This is a genomic window from Pseudomonas sp. MNR3A (assembly GCF_009650575.1).
Lineage (GTDB): Bacteria > Pseudomonadota > Gammaproteobacteria > Pseudomonadales > Pseudomonadaceae > Aquipseudomonas > Aquipseudomonas machongensis.
In genome coordinates this window covers 122,046-144,794 of sequence record NZ_VZZS01000002.1, presented here as the reverse complement: position 1 = coordinate 144,794, position 22,749 = coordinate 122,046, and the positions used below count along the sequence as shown (strand labels likewise).

Below are 22,749 nucleotides of genomic sequence, written 5' to 3'. Positions count from 1 at the left end.
ATGCAACGCTATTCGGGCTTCGGCCTCCTCAAGCACTCCCTCAGCCACCACGAGAACTGGCAGCGCATGTGGCGCACGCCAACTCCCAAGAAGGTCTACGACGTGGTCATCGTTGGCGGCGGTGGTCATGGCCTGGCCACGGCCTACTACCTGGCCAAGGAACATGGCATTACCAACGTCGCGGTGGTCGAGAAGGGTTACCTGGGTGGTGGCAACACCGCGCGCAACACCACCATCGTGCGTTCCAACTACCTGTGGGATGAGTCCGCGCACCTCTACGAGCATGCCATGAAGCTGTGGGAGGGCCTGTCGCAGGACATCAACTACAACGTGATGTTCTCCCAGCGCGGCGTCTACAACCTGTGCCACACCCTGCAGGACATCCGTGATTCCGAGCGCCGGGTCAACGCCAACCGTCTCAATGGCGTCGACGGCGAGCTGATCCTCACCGACCAGGTCGCAGCCGAGATCCCGTACCTGGACTGTTCGAAGAACACCCGTTACCCCATTCTGGGCGCCACCGTGCAGCGTCGCGGCGGCGTAGCCCGTCACGATGCGGTCGCCTGGGGCTTCGCCCGGGCCGCCGATGCCCTGGGTGTGGACCTGATCCAGCAGACCGAAGTCATTGGTTTCCGCAAGGAGAACGGTGCTGTGATCGGTGTGGAAACCAACAAGGGTTTCATCGGTGCCAAGCGCGTCGGCGTGGTCACCGCCGGTAACTCCGGGCACATGGCCAAGCTGGCTGGCTTCCGCCTGCCGCTGGAGTCGCACCCCTTGCAGGCACTGGTGTCGGAGCCAATCAAGCCGATCATCGACTCGGTGATCATGTCCAACGCCGTGCACGGCTACATCAGCCAGTCCGACAAAGGCGACCTGGTGATCGGTGCCGGCATCGACGGCTGGGTCGGTTATGGCCAGCGTGGCTCGTACCCGATCATCGAACACACCCTGCAGGCGATCGTCGAGATGTTCCCGATCCTGTCGCGCGTGCGCATGAACCGTCAGTGGGGCGGCATCGTCGACACCACCCCGGATGCCTGCCCGATCATCTCCAAGACTCCGGTCAAGAACATGTTCTTCAACTGCGGTTGGGGCACGGGCGGCTTCAAGGCCACGCCAGGTTCGGGCAACGTCTTTGCGGCGAGCCTGGCCAAGGGCGAGATGCACCCGCTGGCCGCGCCTTTCTCCATCGACCGTTTCTACAACGGCGCGCTGATCGACGAACACGGCGCTGCTGCCGTCGCCCACTGACCCGGAGACAATCGTCATGTTGCAAATCTTCTGTCCCCACTGCGGCGAGCTGCGCTCCGAAGAAGAATTCCACGCTTCAGGCCAGGCGCACATCGCCCGCCCGCTGGACCCGAACGCCTGCTCCGACGAAGAGTGGGGTACCTACATGTTCTTCCGCGACAACCCGCGCGGTATCCACCATGAGCTGTGGGACCACGTCGCAGGTTGCCGCCAGTACTTCAATGTGACCCGCGACACGGTGACCTACGAGATTCTCGAAACCTACAAGATCGGTGAGAAACCTCAGGTGACCGCCGCATCCAGACAAAGCGCCGCACCGGCGACCGCCAAGGGCCAGGGAGAAAAAGTATGAGCCAGGTCTATCGCCTCGCCAGCGGCGGTCGCATCGACCGCAGCAAGGTTCTGAACTTTACCTTCAACGGCAAGACCTACCAGGGTTATGCCGGCGATACCCTGGCCGCCGCGCTGCTGGCCAACGGTGTCGAGATCGTCGGGCGCAGCTTCAAGTATTCGCGCCCACGCGGGATCATCGCCGCCGGTACCGAAGAGCCGAACGCCATCCTGCAGATCGGCTCCAGCGAAGCCACCCAGATCCCCAACGTGCGTGCCACCCAGCAGGCGCTGTATTCGGGCCTGGTGGCCAGCAGCACCAACGGCTGGCCGAACGTCAACAACGACGTCATGGGCATCATTGGCAAGGTCGGCGGCAACATGATGCCGCCGGGGTTCTACTACAAGACCTTCATGTATCCCAAGTCGTTCTGGATGACCTACGAGAAGTACATTCGCAAGGCGGCGGGCCTGGGCCGTGCACCGCTGCAGAACGACCCGGACAGCTACGACTACATGAACCAGCACTGCGACGTGCTGATCGTCGGCGCGGGCCCGGCAGGCCTGGCCGCCGCACTGGCAGCTGGCCGCAGCGGTGCACGGGTGATCCTGGCCGACGAACAGGAAGAGTTCGGCGGCAGCCTGCTCGACAGCCGCGAGACCCTCGATGGCAAGCCGGCCGCCGACTGGGTGGCTGCGACCCTTGCCGAGCTGCAGGGGTTGGCGGAAGTCACCCTGCTGCCGCGCAGCACGGTCAACGGTTATCACGATCATAACTTCCTGACTATCCACGAGCGCCTCACCGACCACCTCGGCGATCGCGCGCCGATCGGCCAGGTACGCCAGCGTGTGCACCGTGTGCGGGCCAAGCGTGTGGTGCTGGCCACCGGCGCCCACGAGCGTCCGCTGGTGTACGGCAACAACGACCTGCCGGGCAACATGCTGGCCGGAGCGGTTTCCACCTATGTGCGCCGTTATGGCGTGGCGCCGGGCCGCAAGCTGGTGCTGTCGACCAACAACGATCATGCCTACCGCACCGCCCTGGACTGGCACGATGCCGGCCTGCAGGTGATCGCCATCGCCGATGCGCGCCACAATCCTCGCGGTTCGTTGGTCGAGGAGGCGCGTGCCAAGGGCATCCGCATCCTCACCTCCAGCGCGGTGATCGAAGCCCGTGGCGGCAAGCACGTCACCGGTGCCCGTGTGGCGGCCATCGATGTGCCTGCGCACAAGGTCACCAGCCCTGGCGAATGGCTCGAATGCGACCTGGTGGCCACCTCCGGGGGCTACAGCCCGGTGGTGCATCTGGCTTCGCACCTGGGCGGACGCCCGGTCTGGCGTGACGATATCCTCGGCTTCGTGCCGGGCGACGCGCCGCAGAAGCGCGTGTGCGTCGGTGGCGTGAACGGCGTCTATGCGCTGGGCGACACCCTCGCCGATGGCTTCGAAGGGGGTGCTCGCGCCGCCACCGAGGCCGGCTTCAAGGCCAGCGTCGGCAGCCTGCCCAAGGCCCTGCAACGCAAGGAAGAGGCCACTGTGGCGCTGTTCCAGGTGCCGCACGACAAGGGCACTGCGCGCGCGCCGAAACAGTTCGTCGACCAGCAGAACGACGTCACTGCGGCCGCCATCGAGTTGGCCACCCGCGAAGGCTTCGAGTCGGTCGAGCACGTCAAGCGCTACACCGCGCTGGGCTTCGGTACCGACCAAGGCAAGCTGGGCAACATCAACGGCCTGGCCATCGCCGCCCGCTCGCTGGGTATCACCATTCCGGAAATGGGCACCACCATGTTCCGCCCCAACTACACGCCGGTCACGTTCGGCGCGGTGGCGGGCCGTCATTGTGGCCACCTGTTCGAGCCGGTGCGCTTCACCGCGCTGCACGCCTGGCACGTGAAGAACAACGCCGAGTTCGAGGATGTCGGCCAGTGGAAGCGCCCGTGGTACTTCCCCAAGCCTGGCGAAGACATTCACGCCGCCGTGGCACGTGAGTGCAAGGCAGTACGTGACAGCGTGGGCCTGCTCGATGCCTCCACGCTCGGCAAGATCGATATCCAGGGCCCGGATGCGCGCGAGTTCCTCAACCGCGTTTACACCAACGCCTGGACCAAGCTCGATGTGGGCAAGGCCCGTTACGGCCTGATGTGCAAGGAAGACGGCATGGTCTTCGACGACGGCGTGACCGCCTGCGTCGGCGACAACCACTTCATCATGACCACCACCACTGGCGGTGCCGCCCGTGTGCTGCAGTGGCTGGAGCTATATCACCAGACCGAATGGCCGGAGCTGAAGGTGTATTTCACCTCGGTCACCGACCACTGGGCGACCATGACCCTGTCCGGCCCCAACAGCCGCAAGCTGCTGGAGCAGATCAGCGACATCGACCTGGACAAGGACGCCTTCCCGTTCATGAGCTGGAAGGAAGGCAATGTCGGTGGCGTACCGGCGCGAGTGTTCCGTATCTCGTTCACCGGCGAGCTGTCGTACGAGGTCAACGTCCAGGCCAACTACGCCATGGGCGTGCTGGAAAAGATCATCGAGGCGGGCAAGCAGTACAACCTCACGCCATACGGCACCGAGACCATGCACGTGCTGCGCGCCGAGAAGGGTTTCATCATCGTCGGCCAGGACACCGACGGCTCGATGACCCCGGACGACCTCAACATGAGCTGGTGCGTGGGCCGCAACAAGCCGTACTCGTGGATTGGCCTGCGCGGCATGAACCGCGAGGACACCACCCGCGAGAACCGCAAGCAACTGGTTGGCCTCAAGCCTGTCGACCCGAACGTGTGGCTGCCTGAAGGCGCCCAGCTGGTATTCGATCCCAAGCAGCCAATCCCGATGGACATGGTCGGTCACGTCACCTCCAGCTACAAGGCCAACTCCCTGGGCTATTCGTTCGCCATGGGCGTGGTCAAGGGTGGCCTCAAGCGCCTCGGCGAGCGGGTCTATTCGCCGCAGGCCGATGGCAGCGTGATCGAGGCAGAGATCGTGTCTTCGGTGTTCTTCGATCCGAAGGGTGAGCGGCAGAACGTTTGAGGCCCAGCCAGTACTCCTGGTTGGAATGAGGTCCCTGTGGGAGCGGGCTCGCCCGCGAATGCGATGGTGCATTCACCGCCCTCTTCGCGGGCAAGCCCGCTCCCACAGGGTCTCGGGTCGCGTCGCACAAGAATTCAAGGCAGGTAAGAAATGAGCGCTATCAACGTCTTCCAGCAGAACCCCGGCAGTGATGCCAAGGCCCAATCGCCGCTGCACCATGCAGACCTGGCCAGCCTGGTCGGAAAGGGCCGCAACAACGCAGGCGTGACCCTGCGCGAGAAGAAATTCCTCGGTCACCTGACCCTTCGTGGCGACGGCCATGACCCGCAATTCGCCGGTGCTGTGCACAAGGCCCTGGGCCTGGAGCTGCCGGTGGCGCTGACGGTGGTCGCCAACAGTGAAATGTCGTTGCAGTGGGTGGGCCCCGACGAATGGCTGCTGATCGTCCCGGGCGGCCAGGAGTTCAGCGTCGAGCAGAAGCTGCGCGATGCCCTCGAAGGCCAGCACGTCCAGGTGGTCAATGTCAGTGGCGGGCAGACCCTGCTCGAGCTGCGCGGCCCGAACGTGCGCGACGTGCTGATGAAATCCACCAGCTATGATGTACACCCGAACAACTTCCCGGTCGGCAAGGCCGTGGGTACCGTGTTCGCCAAGTCGCAACTGGTGATCCGCCGTACTGCCGAAGACACCTGGGAACTGGTGATCCGCCGCAGCTTCTCCGACTACTGGTGGCTGTGGCTGCAGGACGCATCGGCCGAGTACGGCCTGGCCATCGAGGCATAAGGAGCGCAGATCATGAGTCGGGCACCGGACACCTGGATTCTCACCGCCGACTGCCCGAGCATGCTCGGCACGGTCGATGTGGTCACGCGTCATCTCTTCGAGCAGCGCTGCTACGTCACCGAGCACCATTCCTTCGATGACCGGCTGTCGGGGCGTTTCTTCATCCGTGTCGAGTTCCGCGCACCTGAGGGTTTCGATGAAGATGCCTTCCGTGCCGGGTTCGCCGAGCGCAGCGAAACGTTCGGCATGGCCTTCGAGCTGACTGCACCCAATCACCGCCCCAAGGTGGTGATCATGGTGTCCAAGGCCGACCATTGCCTGAACGACCTGCTGTATCGCCAGCGCATCGGCCAACTGGGCATGGAGGTGGTCGCAGTGATCTCCAATCACCCCGACCTGGAGCCGCTGGCGCACTGGCACAAGATCCCCTACTACCACTTCGCGCTCGACCCGAACGACAAGCCGGGCCAGGAGCGCAAGGTGCTCAAGGTGATCGAGGAAACCGGAGCCGAACTGGTGATTCTCGCCCGCTACATGCAGGTGCTGTCGCCAGAGCTGTGTCGGCGCCTGGATGGCTGGGCGATCAACATCCATCACTCGCTGCTGCCGGGGTTCAAGGGCGCCAAGCCCTATCACCAGGCGTACAACAAGGGTGTGAAGATGGTCGGTGCGACCGCGCACTACATCAACAATGACCTCGACGAAGGGCCGATCATCGCCCAGGGCGTCGAGGTGGTCGATCACAGCCACTATCCCGAAGATCTGATCGCCAAGGGGCGCGATATCGAATGCCTGACCCTGGCGCGGGCGGTGGGGTATCACATCGAGCGGCGGGTGTTCCTCAATGCCAACCGGACTGTGGTTCTCTGACGCCTGCACTGGCCTCTTCGCGGGCAAGCCCGCTCCTACGGGGGATCGCGTGTCTGAGAACGGCACTGTGCCTGTAGGAGCGGGCTTGCCCGCGAATGGCATCACCGCTTTCGACCTGCCGTAAACAGACAACCCCCTGTCGCATCCAGTCACTGCGACATCCCCCATCAAGCCCACAATTCCCCTCATTCCAGTAACACAGGCCGCCCAAGGATGGCGGCGCTTCAACCACCGCTGCATAAATACAAATCAAGCGAGGTAAGAGCATGTCTGGTAATCGTGGAGTGGTGTATCTCGGCGCAGGCAAGGTCGAGGTGCAGAAGATCGACTACCCCAAGATGCAGGATCCACGCGGCAAGAAGATCGAGCACGGCGTGATCCTCAAGGTGGTCTCCACCAATATCTGCGGCTCCGACCAGCACATGGTCCGTGGCCGCACCACCGCTCAGGTCGGCCTGGTGCTCGGCCACGAAATCACCGGTGAAATCGTCGAGTTGGGCCGGGATGTCGAGCGCCTGAAGATCGGCGACCTGGTGTCGGTGCCGTTCAACGTTGCTTGCGGGCGCTGCCGTTCCTGCAAGGAGATGCATACCGGCGTCTGCCTGACCGTCAACCCGGCCCGTGCCGGCGGTGCCTACGGCTATGTCGACATGGGTGACTGGACCGGCGGCCAGGCTGAATACGTGCTGGTACCGTACGCCGACTTCAACCTGCTGAAATTGCCCGACCGCGACAAGGCCATGGAGAAGATCCGTGACCTGACCTGCCTGTCCGACATCCTGCCCACCGGCTACCACGGCGCTGTCACCGCGGGCGTCGGCCCGGGCAGCACCGTCTACGTGGCTGGCGCCGGCCCGGTCGGCCTGGCCGCTGCCGCTTCGGCACGCCTGCTGGGCGCCGCGTGCGTGATCGTGGGTGACCTCAATCCGCTGCGCCTGGCCCACGCCAAGTCCCAGGGCTTCGAGGTGGTCGATCTGTCCAAGGACACGCCGCTGCACGAGCAGATCATCGACATCCTCGGCGAGCCTGAAGTGGACTGCGCCGTCGATGCAGTAGGCTTCGAAGCCCGCGGCCACGGCCATGAAGGCGCCAAGCACGAGGCTCCGGCGACCGTGCTCAACTCGCTGATGCAGGTCACCCGTGTGGCCGGCAAGATCGGTATTCCGGGCCTGTACGTGACCGAAGATCCGGGTGCGGTGGACGCGGCGGCGAAGATCGGTGCGCTGAGCATCCGCTTCGGCCTGGGCTGGGCCAAGTCGCACAGCTTCCACACCGGCCAGACCCCGACCATGAAGTACAACCGCCAGCTGATGCAGGCGATCATGTGGGATCGGATCAATATTGCCGAAGTGGTCGGTGTTCAGGTGATCAGCCTGGACCAGGCGCCGGAAGGGTACGGCGAGTTCGATGCGGGCGTGCCGAAGAAATTCGTGATCGATCCGCACAGGACCTTCAGCGCTGCCTGAGGCCTTTGGCGTCGCTTTGCGGGCCAATCGCGGGACGAGCCCGCTCCCACAGGTGGGGTGACTGCCTGTGGGGGCGGGTTCGTCCCTTACCGACATCCGGCCCGGAACAAAGCTCCAGCCCCCCAGTCCAACGCCTCGTTTCCCAGGCCATCCCGGCCTACGAGGTCCTCCGATGAAAGCATTCACCCTGGCAATCCTGATGACCCTGGCCGCAAGCCCGGTGTTCGCCTTCAACCTCAACGATGCCGCCAACGCCGTCTCGGCCATGCAGACCCCGAAAGGCCAGGTCCAGGCGCCGGCCGCCCAGGCCAATCTGCTCAATACCTTGGGCAGCGAACTGAAGATCACCCCCGAACAGGCTGTCGGCGGCGCTGGCGCCATGCTGGGCCTTGCGCGCAACAACCTGAGCAATGACGACTATGGCCAGTTGACCAAGGCGGTGCCCGGTCTTGACTTGTTGTCCGGTGCCAACGCCTTGGGCGGGCTCAACGGGCTGGGCGAGTTGCTGGGGCAGAACAGCCAGCGCTCGTCGGCGCTAAGCAATGCCCTGGGCAATGTCGAGAATCGCAACGACCTGGATAACGCCTTCAAGGCGCTGGGCATGGATACCGGCATGATTGGCCAGTTCGCGCCGTTGATCCTGCAATATCTGGGGCAACAGGGCATTGCCGGCTCGTTGCTGCAGAACCTGGGCAGCCTGTGGGGCAGCCCGGCGACAGCGGTGCCATCGGTCTGACGCTGCTGCGGGTTTCGCGCAACGCCAGGCTCAGCGCAACTCTGCGCGCAGTTGCTCGATGCGTTGATCCTTGTCTTCCCACAGCTGGTTGACCCAGGCCTGCACGGTCTGGCGAAACGCCGGATCGCTCTCGTAGTCGCCTTCGCATAATGCCGGGTCCAGCTCGCGCACGCGGATGTCGATGATGACCCGGCTGATGCTGCCGTTGAGCAGGTCCCAGAACCCTGGGGCCTTGTTGCCGGGGTAGACGATGGTCACATCGAGCAGGGCGTCGAGTTGCTCGCCCAGTGCGGCGAGCACGAAGGCGACGCCGCCGGCCTTGGGCTTGAGCAGGTGGCTGTACGGCGATTGCTGCTGTTCGCGTTTGGCTTCGGTGAAGCGCGTGCCTTCGAGGTAGTTGACCACCGTCACCGGCTGACGCTTGAACAGCTCGCAGGCGGCCTTGGTGATTTCCAGGTCCTTGCCCTTGAGCTCGGGGTGCTTGTCGAGGAAGGCCTTGCTGTAGCGCTTCATGAAGGGGTAGTCCAGCGCCCACCAGGCCAGGCCCAGCAGCGGTACCCAGATCAGCTCCTTCTTGAGGAAGAACTTGAAGAACGGCACACGGCGGTTGAGGCTTTCGATCAGTGCGGGAATGTCGACCCAGCTCTGATGGTTGCTGACGCACAGGTAGGAGGTGTTCGCGTTCAGCGTCTCGATACCGCGGATGTCCCATTGCGTGGGGATGCACAGGGCGAAGATGGCCTTGTCGATTTCCGACCAGGTCTCGGCGATCCACATCACCGCCCAGGAGGCATAGTCGCGACCACGGCCGGGCAGCACCAGCTTGAGCAGGGCGAAGACCATCAGCGGGCAGATCAACACGAGGGTGTTGAGCAGCAGCAGGACAGTTGTAAGGATGCCGGTCAGCAGGCGACGCATAAGGAGACTCTTGTTGTATGAAAGTGTTGTGTGAGATTTGCGGTTGGCAATGATAAGCAGGGTAACGTCCTACGCCAAACGTCCAGTGCCCAATGGAAGGTACAAATGTTTCACATTATGTTGGATAGGCTGTGACAACGAACCTATCCTCCCCGCGTAGTCTAAGCACTGTCTCATCTCAAGGAATGCTTCCCGTGAAACCACTGCTTGCCCTCCTGTCGCTGCTGGCGTTGCCGGTGATGGCCGCCGAGCCGACACTCTATGGCCGCTACGAGTACATCAAGCTCCCCGAGATCGGCCAGACCCTCAAGGCCAAGATGGATACTGGCGCGCTGACCGCATCGCTGTCGGCCAAGGATATCGAGACCTTCACCCGCGACGGCGAGGACTGGGTGCGTTTCCGCCTGGCGACCAAGGATGCCGACGGCAAGGTCTATGAACACAAGGTGGCGCGCATCAGCAAGATCAAGGCCCGCTCAGGCGATGAGGAAGACGAGGACGAACCGGCCGAGGCTGCCCGCCGCCCGGTGGTGGACCTGGAGCTGTGCCTGGGTGACGTCAAGCGTACGGTGGAGGTCAACCTGACCGACCGCAGCAACTTCAACTACCCGCTGCTGATCGGCGCCAAGGCGTTGCGTGAGTTCAAGGCGGCGGTGAACCCGGCACGGCGGTATACGGCGGACAAGCCGGACTGCTGATCGTCCGGCCTGGCCTCTCGCAGGCAAGCCCGATCCCCGCAGCTGCAGCGTCAGCCTGCAATTGTGCGAGTGGGCTTGTCCCGCGAAGGGGCTCGGTCAGACAATCGACGACCAGCCCCTCAGAGCCTCACCCATGCCCCACATCCTCATCGTCGAAGACGAGTCCGCCATCGCCGACACCTTGGTCTACGCCCTCCAGGCCGACGGCCATAGCACCACCTGGGTGACCCTGGGCAGCGCCGCGCTCGAACAGATGCGCCAGCGCCCGGCCGACCTGGTCATCCTCGACAGCGGCCTGCCCGATATCAGTGGTTTCGAAACCTGCCGCCAGCTGCGTCGCTTCAGTGAGGTGCCGGTGATGTTCCTCAGTGCCCGCGATGGTGAGATCGACCGGGTCGTAGGCTTGGAAATCGGTGCCGACGACTATGTGGTCAAGCCGTTCAGCCCGCGCGAGGTGGCTGCGCGGGTGCGGGCGATCCTCAAGCGCATGGCGCCCAGAGCCGAGACGGCAGTCGATGCGAAGCTGTTCGAGGTCGATACGCTGGGGATGCGCATCCTCTATCGTGGCCAGGCGCTGACGCTTACTCGCCATGAATTCCGCTTGCTGCAATGCCTGCTCGAGCAACCACGTCGGGTGTTCAGCCGCGAGCAATTGCTCGACGGGCTGGGCGTGGCTTCAGATGCCGGTTACGAGCGAACCATCGACAGCCACATCAAGAGCCTGCGCGCCAAGTTGCGCCTGGTGTCTGGCGATGCCGAACCGATCCAGACCCATCGCGGCCTGGGCTATAGCTACAGCCCGGATCACGCCTGATGCGCCTGGGGATCCGGATCTTTCTGGTGTACTTCCTGTTCGTCGGGTTGTCGGGTTACTTCCTGCTCAATACCGTGCGCGAACAGATTCGCCCGGTGGTGCGCCAGTCTTCCGAGGAAACCCTGGTGGACACCGCCAACCTGTTGGCAGAAATCCTTCACGATGACGTAAAGGCCGGCACGCTTGGGCAAAGTCGTCTGCCTCAAGTACTCGAATCCTACGGGCAGCGCCGCCCAGGTGCGGATATCTGGGGGCTGGCGAAAAACCAGGTCAGCCACCGTATCTATGTCACCGACGCCAAGGGCATCGTCCTGCTCGACTCCAGTGGCCAGGCCCTGGGCAAGGATTACTCGCGCTGGAACGACGTCTACCTGACCCTGCGCGGCCAATATGGCGCGCGTTCGACCCGCAGCGACCCGGACGACGAAAGCACCTCGGTGATGCATGTGGCGGCACCGATCATGGACAACGGCCAGGTCATCGGTGTGGTGACGGTGGCCAAGCCCAACAGTTCGCTACAGCCCTATATCGACCGCTCCGAGCAACGTTTGCTGACGCTCGGCCTGGGGTTGATCGTGCTTGGGCTGTTGGTGGGCGCTGCGCTGTCCTGGTGGCTGGCGCGGTCGTTGCGCCGTCTCACCCGGTACGCCCAGGCGGTGAGTGAGGGCGAGCGCGCGGCGCTGCCGCACTACAAGGGCGGTGAACTGCTGCAACTGGCCACGGCGGTGGAGCGCATGCGCACACAGTTGGAGGGCAAGGCGTATGTCGAGCGCTATGTGCATACCCTCACCCATGAGCTGAAAAGCCCGTTGGCGGCGATTCGTGGGGCTTCCGAGCTGTTGCAGGGGCCGATGCCGGATGAGCAGCGGGCGCGTTTTGCCAGCAATATCGAACGCGAGAGTGAGCGTTTGCAGCAGATGATCGAACTCTTGCTCAATCTGGCGCGGGTCGAGCAGATGCAGGCGCTGGAGGATGAACAGCTGGTGCCGCTCGCTGCACTGGTCGACGAGTTGCTGCACGGGTATGCGGCGCGGATCGACAGTGCCGGATTGCAGATCAGGCAACAGGTGACGGGCGGGGTGTTGTTGCTGTGCGACCCCTTCTTGCTGCGTCAGGCGCTGGCAAACCTGGTGGACAACGCACTCGACTTCACGCCGGCAGGCGGCACCTTGTCGTTCGAGCTGGTGCACGACGGTGATCGGGTTGCATTGAGCCTGTTCAACCAGGGGGAGGCGATTCCGGATTACGCCATCGAGCGGGTCAGCGAGCGCTTCTATTCCCTGCCCCGGCCAGGCACCGGGCGCAAGAGCACCGGGCTTGGGCTCAACTTTGTCGAGGAAGTGATGCAACTGCATGGCGGAGCGCTGGCGGTGGATAACGTCGAGGGCGGGGTGCGGGTCAGGCTGTGGCTGCCTGCGCGGCGCGTGAGCTGATTCCTGCTGTCCGCCTCGTCATCTCCACACAATCTGCACAAACCCTCCCTATCGGCTCCATGAGCGCGGCGCAAGCTGCGCCCATCACAACTGGAGCCAAAGCCCCATGAACAAGCCCCTGAGTTTCAAGCTCGGCATGATCGTCCTGCTGATGCTGCTGTTATTGATCCCTCTGTTGATGATCAGTGGCCTGATCGATGAACGTCAGGCCGTGCGCGATGGTGTGCTGCAGGACATCGCCCAGAGTTCGAGCTTCGACCAGCAGATCAGCGGCCCGCTGCTGGTGGTGCCGTACCGCAAGTACCAGCGCCGCTGGATCGACAAGGACGGCAAGAGTGTGCAGGAAACCAGCACCGTCAGCGGCCACCTGTACTTCCTGCCGGAAACCTTCGAGGTCGACAGCCAGGTCGATACCGAACTGCGCGTCCGCGGCATCTACCAGGCGCGGTTGTTCCATGCCAGGAACCGTGTCAGTGGCCGCTTCAAGCTGCCTGAGCGCTGGGGCGTCGACAAGGACTACGAAGACTACCGGTTCGACAAGCCGTTCATGGTGGTGGGCATCAGCGATATCCGTGGCATCGAGAACGCCCTGGAACTGAACCTCGACGATCAGCGCCTGCCGTTCGAAGCGGGAACCGGCCTGGACTGGATGGCCGGTGGAGTGCACGTCACCCTGCCGGGGCTGGATGGCCAGGCTGCCCGCGAGTTCGGCTATGCCTTCGACCTGGCGTTGCAGGGCACCGGACAACTCCATGTGCTGCCAGTGGGGCGCAGCAGCCGGGTCGAGATGCACGCCGACTGGCCCCATCCAAGCTTCATCGGCAGCTACTTGCCGGCCAGTCGTGAGATCGATGCCCAGGGTTTCACCGCGCGCTGGCAGACCTCGTTCTTTGCCACCAACCTGGAAGACGCGCTGCGCCAATGCGCCGGTGCGGACAAGTGCGCGGATTTCAGTGGGCGCACCTTCGGTGTGAGCTTCGTCGATCCGGTGGACCAGTACCTCAGGAGCGAGCGTGCGATCAAGTATGCGCTGCTGTTCATCGCGCTGACCTTTGCCGGCTTCTTCCTGTTCGAGGTGTTGAAGAACCTCAGCGTGCACCCGATGCAATACGTGCTGGTGGGGGCGGCGCTGGCGCTGTTCTACCTGTTGCTGCTGTCACTGTCGGAACACCTGGGTTTTGGCCTGGCCTATGGCTTGTCGGCAGGGGCCTGCGTGCTGCTGATCGGCTTTTACTTGAGCCATGTGCTGCACAGCCCGTTACGCGGGGCGGGTTTTGCGGCGGGGTTGGCGGCGCTGTATGGGCTGCTGTACGGGCTGCTGAGCGCGGAGGACTATGCGCTGTTGATGGGCTCGCTGCTGTGCTTTGGCTTGCTTGGCGTGTTCATGGTGCTGACCCGGCGGCTGGACTGGTCGCGGGTGGGGAGGGCGGCATGAGAGAGGACAAGGCAATCGGGCGCTGGCTGGCGGTTCGGGTGGGGGCGTTGTTTCCTGCCAGGCCGGGGTGAAGCATTCGCGGACAGGCTGGCTCCTACAGAGGGGATATGTCTGTGGGAGGGGCTTGCCCGCGAAGGGGTTTCAGGCGACCGGCACGGTAGCCAGCATCGACGCGCGCTGGCTCACTTGGGCATACCATTCAGCCAGCCCAGGCTGTTGTTCACGCCAGCCGAACTCCGGCTGGCGCAGGTCCAGGTAGCCCAGCGCGCAGGCCACGCCGATCGCGGCGATATCGAAGCCGGAGGCGATCTCTGCCAGGTGATGCTGCTCAAGATCCGCCAGGCCTCGGCGGATTTTCTGTGACTGCGCCTGCAGCCAGCCATCCCAGCGCTTGTCCTCAGGACGCAGGAAGCTTTCATAACGGCTCGACACCGCCGCATCCATGATCGCATCGGCCTGGGAGGCCAGGGTCAGGCGCCGCCAGCGCGCCGAGCCCTCGTGGGGGATCAACGGGTTGCCGACGTGCTGGCTGTCGAGGTACTCGCAGATCACCCGGCTGTCGTGCAGCACGCTACCGTCTTCCAGGCGCAGGGCCGGGATCTTGCCGATCGGATTGTCCTGGTTGAGCTGCTCGTCACCGCTCACCGGGCTGATGTTGACGGTTTGCAGGCGTACGCGGTCGAGCTGACCGGTCTCGTGCAGCACCAGCAAGACCTTGCGCACGAAAGGCGACAGCGGCGCATGGAACAGCACCATACCCATGTCAATTACCCTGCAGGCTGGGCGGCAGGCACACGCCAGTGCCACCGATGCCGCAATAGCCTTCGGGGTTCTTGGCCAGGTACTGCTGGTGGTAGGCCTCGGCGAAGTACACGGTCGGCGCCTGGTCGATCTCGGTGGTGATCTCACCGAAACCGGCTTTGTTCAGCTCGGCCTGGAATGCATCGCGGCTGGCCTTGGCCAGCTCCAATTGCTCGGGCGAGGTGCAATAGATGGCCGAGCGGTACTGGGTGCCGATGTCGTTACCCTGGCGCATGCCCTGGGTCGGATTGTGCAGTTCCCAGAACATCGCCAGCAGTTCGCGGTAGCTGACCTTGTCCTTGTCGAACACCACCAGTACCACCTCGGTGTGGCCGGTCAGCCCCGAGCAGACCTCTTCGTAGGTCGGGTTCGGGGTGAAGCCGCCGGCGTAGCCGACCACGGTGCTGACCACGCCTTCACGCTGCCAGAAGCGTCGTTCGGCGCCCCAGAAGCAGCCCAGGCCGAAGATGGCGAAGTCGATGCTGCCCTCGAAGAATGGGCCGAGCAGCGGGGTGCCTTCGAACACGTAGTGGAATTCGGGCAGGGGCATGGGAGTTTCGCGGCCGGGCAGGGCCTGTTCGGCAGTGGGCATGACGTTTTTGTTCACGAGGATTTCCGAGCGCAGGACCATGATTGTTCCTCTGTCTGACAGTGGGAGCGGTTGTGGCTTGTTCGCGGGCAAGCCCGCTCCTGCAGGGTTGCATTGCAGCCTGCCATTGTAGGAGCGGGCTTGCCCGCGAAGAGGCTCACATGGCCCCTATAGTGCCCGAGGTTTGCGCGCCTGTCAGGCCACCGGCCCGCGCGGGTAGCGCCTGAGCTTGTCGACCAGCTCGCGCCCCGGGATTGGCCGGTCGAACAGGTAGCCCTGGCCGACGTCGCAGCGGTGGCGACGCAGGAATGCCAGCTGTTCGGAGGTCTCGATGCCTTCGGCGACCACCTTGAGCTTGAGGTTGTGGGCCATGGCCACCACCGCCGAGGTGATCTCCATGTCGTCCTGGTTGGCGGGAATCTCGCTGATGAAGCTGCGATCGATCTTGATGATGTCGATGGGAAACTTCTTCAGGTAGCTCAGCGATGAATAGCCGGTACCGAAGTCATCCATGGCCAGGGTCAGACCCAGCTGCTTGAGCTCGTCGAGCTGGCGCCGCGTGTCTTCGGTGGCTTCAAGCAGCAGACCCTCGGTCAGCTCCAGCTCCAGCAGGTGCGGGGGTAGCGCTTCTTCCTTGAGAATGGCGCCAATCGAGCTGACCAGCTCTGGGTCGGAAAACTGCTTGGGCGACAGGTTGATCGCCACGTGCAGGTTGCCCATGCCGGCCTCGCGCAATTCCTGGCTCATGCGGCACGACTGGCGCACCACCCATTTGCCGATGGGGATGATCAGGCCGGTCTCCTCGGCCACGCTGATGAACTGGTCGGGGCGGATCATGCCGCGCTCGGGGTGGTTCCAGCGCAGCAGCGCCTCCAGGCCCAGCAGGCGACCACTGCGCAGGCACAGCTTGGGCTGGTAGAAGACCTCCAGCTCGTTCTGGGTCAGGGCCCGGCGCAGGTTGTTCTCGACGAACAGCTTGTAGCTGGCCTCGGCGTTGAGCACTTCGGTGAACACCTGGACCTGATGCTTGCCGTTGGCCTTGGCCTTGTGCAGGGCCAGGCCCGCGTTCTTCATCAGGGTCTGCGGGTCGGCGCCGTGCAGGGGCGCGCAGGCCAGGCCCACGGAGGCGGTGACGTTGATCAACTGGTTGTCGACGAACATGGGTTTGTCGAGGGTGCGCAGCAACTGCTGGGCGATGTTCTGGCCGTCTTCGAGGCTGGTGTCGTCCAGCAGCACGGCGAACTCGTTGCTGGCAAAGCGCGCCAGGCTGCCACCGCTGCTCAGGCTGTTGCGCAGACGGCGGGCCAGGCTGATCAGCAGCTTGTCGCCGGTCTGGTGGCCGAGGCTGTCGTTGATCCGCTTGAAGTTATCGATGTCGACCAGCAGCAGGCAGATCGGGCTGTCGCCGTCGCGAGCGAAGCGTTCGTCGAGACTGCGGATGAACGCCGGGCGGTTGCCCAGGCTGGTGAGGTTGTCGGTGTAGGCCAGGCGCTCGATGCGTTGCTGGGCAAGCTTGCTCTGGGTGACGTCTTCGTAGATGCCGATGTAATGGGTCAGCTCGCGGTTGTCGCCATACACCTTGGAAATCGACAACTGGCCCCAGTAGGGCTCCAGGCTCTTGCGCCGGCTCTTGAATTCACCTTGCCAGCTGTTGCCCATGGCCAGGCTCGACGGTGAGTCGAACAGGATCTGGCTGAGGTTTTCCAGTGCCGGCAGCTCGGCCAGGTGGTGGCCCTGAACTTCTTCGGTGCTGTACTGGGTAATGGCGGTGAAGCTTGGGTTGACGTACTCCACCACCCCGTCGCGGTTGACCAGCAGGAAGGCGCTGGCGCTCTGCTCTACCGCACGTTGGAACAGGTGCAGGGCGCTGGTGGCGGTGCGGCGGTTGTGATTGGTGATGACCTGGGCGAACTGGTCGGCCAGCTCACCGGCAAAGGCGATTTCGTCGGATTGCCAGGCCCGCGGCTGGCCGGTCTGCTCCAGACAGAGCACGCCGACTACCTGGCCGTCGACGCGGATACTGGCATCGAGCATGGCATTGTCGGCGGTATTTAGCAGGCCCTGGACCATGTCCCGGGTGCGTGGGTCATGGCTGGCGTTATGGGCGTCGATGGCGCGGCTGGCGTGCAGGGCGTCGAGGTAATCCGGGTAGTGGCTGGCGTCGATCGGCTGCGGCAGGCGGTGGGCCTGCTCATGCTGGAACCAGGCGGTGATCGGCTCCAGGCGTTGCTCGTTGAGGTACCAGATGCTGGCGCAGTCGAGCTTGTAGATTTCGCAGGCGCTACGGGTGATCAGTTCAGCCGCTTCGAGCAAGGAGTTGCTGGCGCTGTAGCGCTGGCGTGCCAGGCGCAGGATCAGGTCCTGCTGGGCACGCACCCGCTCCAGGTGTTCGAGTTGCTCTTGCTGGGCGCGCTGGTTGAGTTGCAGGGCCAGCTGCAGGCGGCTGTTGCGTGACTCAAGATCGTTTGCGTCCTGGCCCGGGGTCTCTTCGGCCTGGTCGTCCAGCACCGTGAGGTAGCCGCGCAGCAGCTGGCGATTGTGCTGCTTGTAGGCCTCGCCGACTTCCAGCAAGCGCAGTGGCCCGGAACCCGCGTGCAGGGTATAGCGCACGCGGTAGTGGTTGCGCCGCGACAGTTGCAGTTGGATCTCGTCATGCAGCTTGTAGCGCGCTTCAGGCTCCATGAGGCTGGCATAGGGCGAGCCGATCAGGGCGCAGAGCTCGGCCGCGGGCAGGCCGAACTGGCGATCGCAGCCAGGGTCGAGGTAGAGCATCGCCCAACTGGCTTCGTTCAGCCGCTCGAAACGCAGCATCCCGAGCCGCGAGGGCACGGGTAACTGCGTCACGACCTCGGCCGCCACACGGCTGGCGGCATCGGGTTGGCTTTTCATCGAAGACTCGCTTGAACAAGGCGTTTGGCGCGGTATGCCGCAGGTAAGCGGCGGCGCGTTGAGCAAGGGTGCATCATGTCCCGTGGGCTGGCAAGCGGCCATATGGGGCAGCGTATACAGGTTGTCGGCTGGGCGTGGGAAATCTGAAGCTTGTGCGCCTCGCGGCCCCTTCATGGGGAGGGTGTTTCCAGGCAAAAAAAGCCCCGCCAGGGGCGGGGTTGAGGTACGAGCGTGGCAGCTCGAAATCGGTACCGCCTCCCCGGTTGGGGGAGGCGGGGTGCAGCATTACAGCAGCAGCGTGCGGATGTCCGTCAGCAGGTCGCCCAGGCGCTTGGTGAAGCGCGCAGCGGCAGCGCCGTTGATCACACGGTGATCGTAGGACAGCGACAGCGGCAGCATCAGCTTCGGCTGGAAGGCCTTGCCGTCCCAGACTGGCTGGATGGTCGCCTTGGAAACACCGAGGATTGCGACTTCCGGCGCGTTGACGATCGGCGTGAAGCCGGTGCCGCCAATGTGACCGAGGCTGGAGATGGTGAAGCAGGCACCCTGCATGTCGTCGGCCGACAGCTTCTTGGTACGGGCTTTTTCAGCCAGCGCAGCTGCTTCGCCAGCCAGTTGCAGCAGGCTCTTCTGGTCGACGTTCTTGATCACAGGGACCAACAGGCCATCCGGGGTGTCCACGGCGAAGCCGACGTTGACGTACTTCTTGCGGATGATGGCCTTGCCGCTCGGCGCCAGCGAACTGTTGAAGTCCGGCAGCTCCTTGAGCAGGTGGGCACAGGCCTTGAGCAGCAGCGGCAGGACGGTCAGCTTGACGCCGGCCTTCTCCGCCACGGCCTTCTGCGCAACGCGGAAGGCTTCCAGCTCGGTGATGTCGGCGGAATCGAACTGGGTCACGTGCGGCACGTTCAGCCAGCTGCGGTGCAGGTTGGCAGCACCGACCTGCATCAGGCGGGTCAGGGCGACTTCCTCGACTTCACCGAACTTGCTGAAGTCCACGGCCGGGATCGGCGGGATGCCGGCACCGCCGGTCGCACCAGCGGCTGCCGGTGCTTCCTTGGCCTTCTGCATCATGGCCTTGACGTAGACCTGCACGTCTTCTTTCAGGATGCGGCCGTGCGGGCCAGTGGCGGCCACAGCGCCCAGGTCGACACCGAATTCACGCGCCAGCTGACGAACGGCAGGGCCTGCGTGAACCTTGGCGTTGCTGCCAGCAGCCGGTGCGGTGGCAACCGGTGCAGGGGCAGCAGCTGGGGCGGCAGCAGCGGGTGCGGCGGCCGGAGCAGCTTCGGCCTTGGCGGCTTCGGGGGCAGCAGCAGGTGCCGGCGCGGCAGCCGGAGCTGCGCCCGCGACTTTCAGCTTGAAGATCAGGTCGCCAGTGCCGACTTCATCTTCCAGTTTGCACAGGACTTCCTCGACCACGCCAGCGGCAGGCGATGGGATTTCCATGGAAGCCTTGTCGGATTCCAGGGTGATCAGCGACTGGTCGGCTTCGACGGTGTCGCCGACCTTGACCAGCACTTCGATGATCTTGGCCTTGCCCGACGAACCGATATCCGGCACGTGGATATCCTGCACGCTGGCGGCAGCCGGTGCTGCGGCAGGCGCAGGAGCAGGGGCGGCTTCAGCGGCGGGTGCTGCGGCCGCAGGGGCAGCAGCAGCCGGGGCGGCGGCCGGAGCCTCAGGCGCCGCAGCGGCGCCCTCGGCTTCCAGGACCAGCAGTTCGTCGCCTTCTTTCAGGCGATCGCCCAGCTTGACCTTCAGCTCCTTGATGACGCCGGCCTTGGGGGCCGGGATCTCCATGGAGGCCTTGTCCGACTCCAGGGTCAGCAGGCTCTGGTCCGCTTCGATGCGGTCGCCGACCTTGACGAACAGCTCGATGATTTCACCTTCACCGCTGCCGATGTCAGGTACGCGAATGAGTTCGCTCACTTAAGTTACTCCTCAGCAGTCCAGTGGGTTGCGCTTGTCCGGGTCGATGCCGAACTTGACGATGGCGTCAGCGACAACCTTCGGTTCGATCTCGCCACGGTCAGCCAGGGCTTCCAGGGCAGCCAGCACCACGAAGTGACGGTCGACTTCGAAGAAGTGACGCAGCTTCTTGCGGCTGTCGCTGCGACCGTAGCCATCGGTACCCAGGACCTTGAACTCTTTGCTTGGTACCCACTGGCGAATCTGCTCGGCGAACAGCTTCATGTAGTCGGTGGAGGCGATGACCGGACCCTTGCGACCGCTCAGGCACTGCTCGACGTAGGTCTGCTGTGGCTTCTGGCCAGGCTTGAGGCGGTTGGCGCGTTCCACGGCCAGGCCGTCGCGACGCAGTTCGTTGAAGCTGGTGACGCTCCACACATCGGCACCGATGTTGAACTCTTCACGCAGGATCTTCGCCGCTTCGCGGACTTCACGCAGGATGGTGCCGGAGCCCATCAGCTGAACGTGGTGCGCCGCTTCGCGGGTGTCTTCTTCCAGCAGGTACATGCCCTTGATGATGCCTTCCTCGGCACCGGCCGGGATGGCAGGCTGCTGGTAGGATTCGTTCATCACGGTGATGTAGTAGAAGATGTCCTGTTGCTCTTCGGTCATCTTCTTCATGCCGTCCTGGATGATCACCGCCAGCTCGTAGCCGTAGGTCGGATCGTAGGTGCGGCAGTTCGGGATGGTGCCCGCCATCATGTGGCTGTGACCGTCTTCGTGCTGCAGGCCTTCGCCGTTCAGCGTGGTACGGCCGGCGGTACCGCCGATCAGGAAGCCACGGGTGCGGCTGTCGCCAGCGGCCCAGGCGAGGTCGCCGATACGCTGGAAGCCGAACATCGAATAGAAGATGTAGAACGGCAGCATCGGCTGGTTGTGGCAGCTGTACGAAGTACCGGCAGCGATGAAGGACGACATGGCGCCGGCTTCGTTGATGCCTTCTTCGAGGATCTGGCCCTTCTTGTCCTCGCGGTAGAACATCACCTGGTCTTTATCGACTGGCTCGTAGAGCTGGCCGACCGACGAGTAGATGCCCAGCTGGCGGAACATGCCTTCCATACCGAAGGTACGGGCTTCGTCCGGGATGATCGGGACGATGCGCTGGCCGATTTCCTTGTCCTTGACCAGTTGCGCCAGGATGCGCACGAAGGCCATGGTGGTGGAGATTTCGCGGTCACCCGAGCCGTCGAGGATCGCTTTGAGCGTCTCCAGTGGCGGGGTCGGAACGCTGAAGCTCTTGGCGCGGCGTTGTGGCACGAAGCCACCCAGTGCGGCGCGACGCTCGGCCAGGTACTTGGCTTCGGCAGAACCTTCTTCAGGCTTGAAGAACGGCAGGTTCTCGAGGTCGGCGTCCTTGACCGGAATGTCGAAGCGGTCGCGGAAGTGACGCAGGCTGTCGACGTCGACTTTCTTGGTGTTGTGCGCGGTGTTCTTGGCTTCGCCAGCACCGGTACCGTAACCCTTGATGGTCTTGGCCAGGATGACGGTCGGCTGCTCTTTGTGGTTCACAGCCTGGTGGTACGCCGCGTAGACCTTGTACGGGTCGTGGCCGCCACGGTTGAGCTTCCAGATCTCGTCGTCGGACAGGTCTTCGACCATGGCCTTGAGCTCTGGGGTGTTGAAGAAGTTCTCACGGACGTACGCGCCGTCCTTGGCCTTGTAGTTCTGGTACTCGCCGTCGATGACTTCGTCCATGCGGCGCTGCAGGGCACCGTTGGTGTCCTTGGCCAGCAGTGGGTCCCAGAAGCGGCCCCAGACGACCTTGTTGACGTTCCAGCCACCGCCACGGAAGACGCCTTCGAGTTCCTGGATGATCTTGCCGTTGCCGCGAACCGGGCCGTCGAGGCGCTGCAGGTTGCAGTTGATGACGAAGATCAGGTTGTCCAGCTTCTCGCGGCCGGCCAGGGCGATCGCGCCCAGGGATTCCGGCTCGTCGCACTCGCCGTCGCCCATGAAGCACCAGACCTTCTGCTTGCCGGCCGGGATGAAGCCGCGGGCTTCCAGGTACTTCATGAAGCGTGCCTGGTAGATCGCCTGGATCGGACCCAGACCCATCGAAACGGTCGGGAACTGCCAGAAGTCAGGCATCAGCCATGGGTGCGGGTACGAAGACAGGCCGTTGCCGTCCACTTCCTGGCGGAAGTTGTTCATCTGCTCTTCGCTGATGCGGCCTTCCATGAAGGCGCGGGCGTAGACGCCTGGCGAAGCGTGGCCCTGGAAGAAGATCAGGTCGCCGCCGTGTTCTTCGGTCGGGGCCTGGAAGAAGTAGTTGAAGCCGATGTCGTAGAGGGTGGCGCTGGAGGCGAAGCTCGAGATGTGTCCGCCCAGGTCCGAGTCCTTCAGGTTGGTGCGCATGACCATGGCCAAGGCGTTCCAACGCACCATCGAGCGAATGCGGCGTTCCATGAACAGGTCGCCAGGCATGCGTGCTTCGTGGGTGACAGGGATGGTGTTGCGGTATGGCGTGGTGATCGCGTAAGGCAGCTGGGAACCACTGCGGGTGGCCAGCTCGCCCATGCGGGTCATCAGGTAATGAGCGCGGTCTTCGCCTTCTTTGTCGAGGACCGACTCCAGGGCATCCAGCCATTCCTGGGTTTCGATAGGATCGAGGTCTTGCATGGCTTGCTCCAGGGCGGAAAGGCAACCAGAATCGGAAGCCTGAGTTTGCGACTGGCCTTTTGGGCAGACGTCGTGAATTCTTGGATTTGCCGGACAGTCATCCGGCGCCG

General features: G+C 63.7%; 17 protein-coding genes. 11 read left to right on the top strand and 6 right to left on the bottom strand.

Annotated features, from left to right (window positions below):
• From F6X62_RS00895 to F6X62_RS00865, 7 genes are all read left to right on the top strand, one after another.
• On the top strand, positions 1-1,251 hold the full coding sequence (locus F6X62_RS00895) for a sarcosine oxidase subunit beta family protein (RefSeq protein ID WP_054892149.1): 1,251 nt from the start codon (positions 1-3) through the stop codon (positions 1,249-1,251).
• A gap of 16 nt (positions 1,252-1,267) precedes the next feature.
• A complete protein-coding gene (locus tag F6X62_RS00890) occupies positions 1,268-1,603 on the top strand; it encodes a sarcosine oxidase subunit delta (protein ID WP_054892150.1) in 336 nt (111 codons plus the stop codon).
• Positions 1,600-4,617, top strand: coding sequence for a sarcosine oxidase subunit alpha (locus F6X62_RS00885; RefSeq protein WP_054892151.1), 3,018 nt, complete (start codon positions 1,600-1,602; stop codon positions 4,615-4,617). Before F6X62_RS00890 ends, F6X62_RS00885 begins: the two co-directional genes overlap by 4 nt.
• Positions 4,618-4,767: 150 nt before the next feature.
• Positions 4,768-5,400 carry a sarcosine oxidase subunit gamma gene (locus F6X62_RS00880; RefSeq protein ID WP_054892152.1) on the top strand — a complete coding sequence of 211 codons (633 nt, stop codon included), beginning with the start codon at positions 4,768-4,770 and terminating at the stop codon, positions 5,398-5,400.
• Positions 5,401-5,412: 12 nt separating this feature from the next.
• Positions 5,413-6,270, top strand: coding sequence for a formyltetrahydrofolate deformylase (purU, locus tag F6X62_RS00875; RefSeq protein WP_153772437.1), 858 nt, complete (start codon positions 5,413-5,415; stop codon positions 6,268-6,270).
• 266 nt (positions 6,271-6,536) lie between these two features.
• Complete coding sequence (fdhA, locus tag F6X62_RS00870) at positions 6,537-7,736, top strand: formaldehyde dehydrogenase, glutathione-independent (RefSeq protein ID WP_054892154.1); 1,200 nt, start codon at positions 6,537-6,539, stop codon at positions 7,734-7,736.
• 172 nt (positions 7,737-7,908) lie between these two features.
• Positions 7,909-8,472, top strand: a complete 564-nt coding sequence (locus tag F6X62_RS00865; RefSeq protein ID WP_153772436.1) for a DUF2780 domain-containing protein — start codon at positions 7,909-7,911, stop codon at positions 8,470-8,472.
• 30 nt (positions 8,473-8,502) lie between these two features.
• Here F6X62_RS00865 and F6X62_RS00860 read toward each other — a convergent pair whose 3' ends face one another.
• The gene (locus F6X62_RS00860) at positions 8,503-9,390 is read right to left on the bottom strand and encodes an acyltransferase (RefSeq protein ID WP_153772435.1); all 888 of its coding nucleotides are present in this window, start codon (positions 9,388-9,390) and stop codon (positions 8,503-8,505) included.
• Between the two features lie 194 nt (positions 9,391-9,584).
• Between F6X62_RS00860 and F6X62_RS00855 the strand changes: the two genes are divergently transcribed.
• The 4 genes from F6X62_RS00855 to creD all read left to right on the top strand — a co-directional run bounded on the left by F6X62_RS00855 (position 9,585) and on the right by creD (position 13,770).
• The gene (locus tag F6X62_RS00855; protein WP_054892157.1) at positions 9,585-10,088 is read left to right on the top strand and encodes an ATP-dependent zinc protease; all 504 of its coding nucleotides are present in this window, start codon (positions 9,585-9,587) and stop codon (positions 10,086-10,088) included.
• A 133-nt stretch (positions 10,089-10,221) separates the two neighbouring features.
• Complete coding sequence (creB, locus tag F6X62_RS00850) at positions 10,222-10,902, top strand: two-component system response regulator CreB (RefSeq protein WP_153772434.1); 681 nt, start codon at positions 10,222-10,224, stop codon at positions 10,900-10,902.
• Positions 10,902-12,335 (top strand): two-component system sensor histidine kinase CreC, encoded by a 1,434-nt coding sequence (gene creC, locus F6X62_RS00845; RefSeq protein WP_153772433.1) that lies wholly within the window; start codon positions 10,902-10,904, stop codon positions 12,333-12,335. Before creB ends, creC begins: the two co-directional genes overlap by 1 nt.
• A gap of 106 nt (positions 12,336-12,441) precedes the next feature.
• Positions 12,442-13,770, top strand: coding sequence for a cell envelope integrity protein CreD (gene creD, locus F6X62_RS00840; RefSeq protein WP_153772432.1), 1,329 nt, complete (start codon positions 12,442-12,444; stop codon positions 13,768-13,770).
• Positions 13,771-13,911: 141 nt separating this feature from the next.
• Here creD and F6X62_RS00835 read toward each other — a convergent pair whose 3' ends face one another.
• The 5 genes from F6X62_RS00835 to aceE all read right to left on the bottom strand — a co-directional run bounded on the left by F6X62_RS00835 (position 13,912) and on the right by aceE (position 22,639).
• Positions 13,912-14,526, bottom strand: a complete 615-nt coding sequence (locus F6X62_RS00835) for a glutathione S-transferase (RefSeq protein ID WP_153772513.1) — start codon at positions 14,524-14,526, stop codon at positions 13,912-13,914.
• A 7-nt stretch (positions 14,527-14,533) separates the two neighbouring features.
• Positions 14,534-15,202 (bottom strand): peptide-methionine (S)-S-oxide reductase MsrA, encoded by a 669-nt coding sequence (gene msrA, locus F6X62_RS00830; RefSeq protein ID WP_054892161.1) that lies wholly within the window; start codon positions 15,200-15,202, stop codon positions 14,534-14,536.
• 153 nt (positions 15,203-15,355) lie between these two features.
• On the bottom strand, positions 15,356-18,049 hold the full coding sequence (locus F6X62_RS00825) for a bifunctional diguanylate cyclase/phosphodiesterase (RefSeq protein ID WP_153772431.1): 2,694 nt from the start codon (positions 18,047-18,049) through the stop codon (positions 15,356-15,358).
• A 285-nt stretch (positions 18,050-18,334) separates the two neighbouring features.
• Entirely contained in the window at positions 18,335-19,981 is a 1,647-nt protein-coding gene (gene aceF / locus F6X62_RS00820; RefSeq protein ID WP_153772430.1) for a dihydrolipoyllysine-residue acetyltransferase, read from the bottom strand.
• A gap of 12 nt (positions 19,982-19,993) precedes the next feature.
• Complete coding sequence (gene aceE, locus F6X62_RS00815; protein WP_054892164.1) at positions 19,994-22,639, bottom strand: pyruvate dehydrogenase (acetyl-transferring), homodimeric type; 2,646 nt, start codon at positions 22,637-22,639, stop codon at positions 19,994-19,996.
• Positions 22,640-22,749: the final 110 nt, after the last annotated feature.

Bases quoted from the DNA above. Each gene is read 5' to 3' on its own strand.
- F6X62_RS00895 (WP_054892149.1), top strand. From the start codon at position 1: ATGCAACGCTATTCGGGCTTCGGCCTCCTCAAGCACTCCCTCAGCCAC.
- F6X62_RS00890 (WP_054892150.1), top strand. From the start codon at position 1,268: ATGTTGCAAATCTTCTGTCCCCACTGCGGCGAGCTGCGCTCCGAAGAA.
- F6X62_RS00885 (WP_054892151.1), top strand. From the start codon at position 1,600: ATGAGCCAGGTCTATCGCCTCGCCAGCGGCGGTCGCATCGACCGCAGC.
- F6X62_RS00880 (WP_054892152.1), top strand. From the start codon at position 4,768: ATGAGCGCTATCAACGTCTTCCAGCAGAACCCCGGCAGTGATGCCAAG.
- purU (WP_153772437.1), top strand. From the start codon at position 5,413: ATGAGTCGGGCACCGGACACCTGGATTCTCACCGCCGACTGCCCGAGC.
- fdhA (WP_054892154.1), top strand. From the start codon at position 6,537: ATGTCTGGTAATCGTGGAGTGGTGTATCTCGGCGCAGGCAAGGTCGAG.
- F6X62_RS00865 (WP_153772436.1), top strand. From the start codon at position 7,909: ATGAAAGCATTCACCCTGGCAATCCTGATGACCCTGGCCGCAAGCCCG.
- F6X62_RS00860 (WP_153772435.1), bottom strand. From the start codon at position 9,390: ATGCGTCGCCTGCTGACCGGCATCCTTACAACTGTCCTGCTGCTGCTC.
- creB (WP_153772434.1), top strand. From the start codon at position 10,222: ATGCCCCACATCCTCATCGTCGAAGACGAGTCCGCCATCGCCGACACC.
- creC (WP_153772433.1), top strand. From the start codon at position 10,902: ATGCGCCTGGGGATCCGGATCTTTCTGGTGTACTTCCTGTTCGTCGGG.
- creD (WP_153772432.1), top strand. From the start codon at position 12,442: ATGAACAAGCCCCTGAGTTTCAAGCTCGGCATGATCGTCCTGCTGATG.
- F6X62_RS00835 (WP_153772513.1), bottom strand. From the start codon at position 14,526: ATGGTGCTGTTCCATGCGCCGCTGTCGCCTTTCGTGCGCAAGGTCTTG.
- msrA (WP_054892161.1), bottom strand. From the start codon at position 15,202: ATGGTCCTGCGCTCGGAAATCCTCGTGAACAAAAACGTCATGCCCACT.
- F6X62_RS00825 (WP_153772431.1), bottom strand. From the start codon at position 18,049: ATGAAAAGCCAACCCGATGCCGCCAGCCGTGTGGCGGCCGAGGTCGTG.
- aceE (WP_054892164.1), bottom strand. From the start codon at position 22,639: ATGCAAGACCTCGATCCTATCGAAACCCAGGAATGGCTGGATGCCCTG.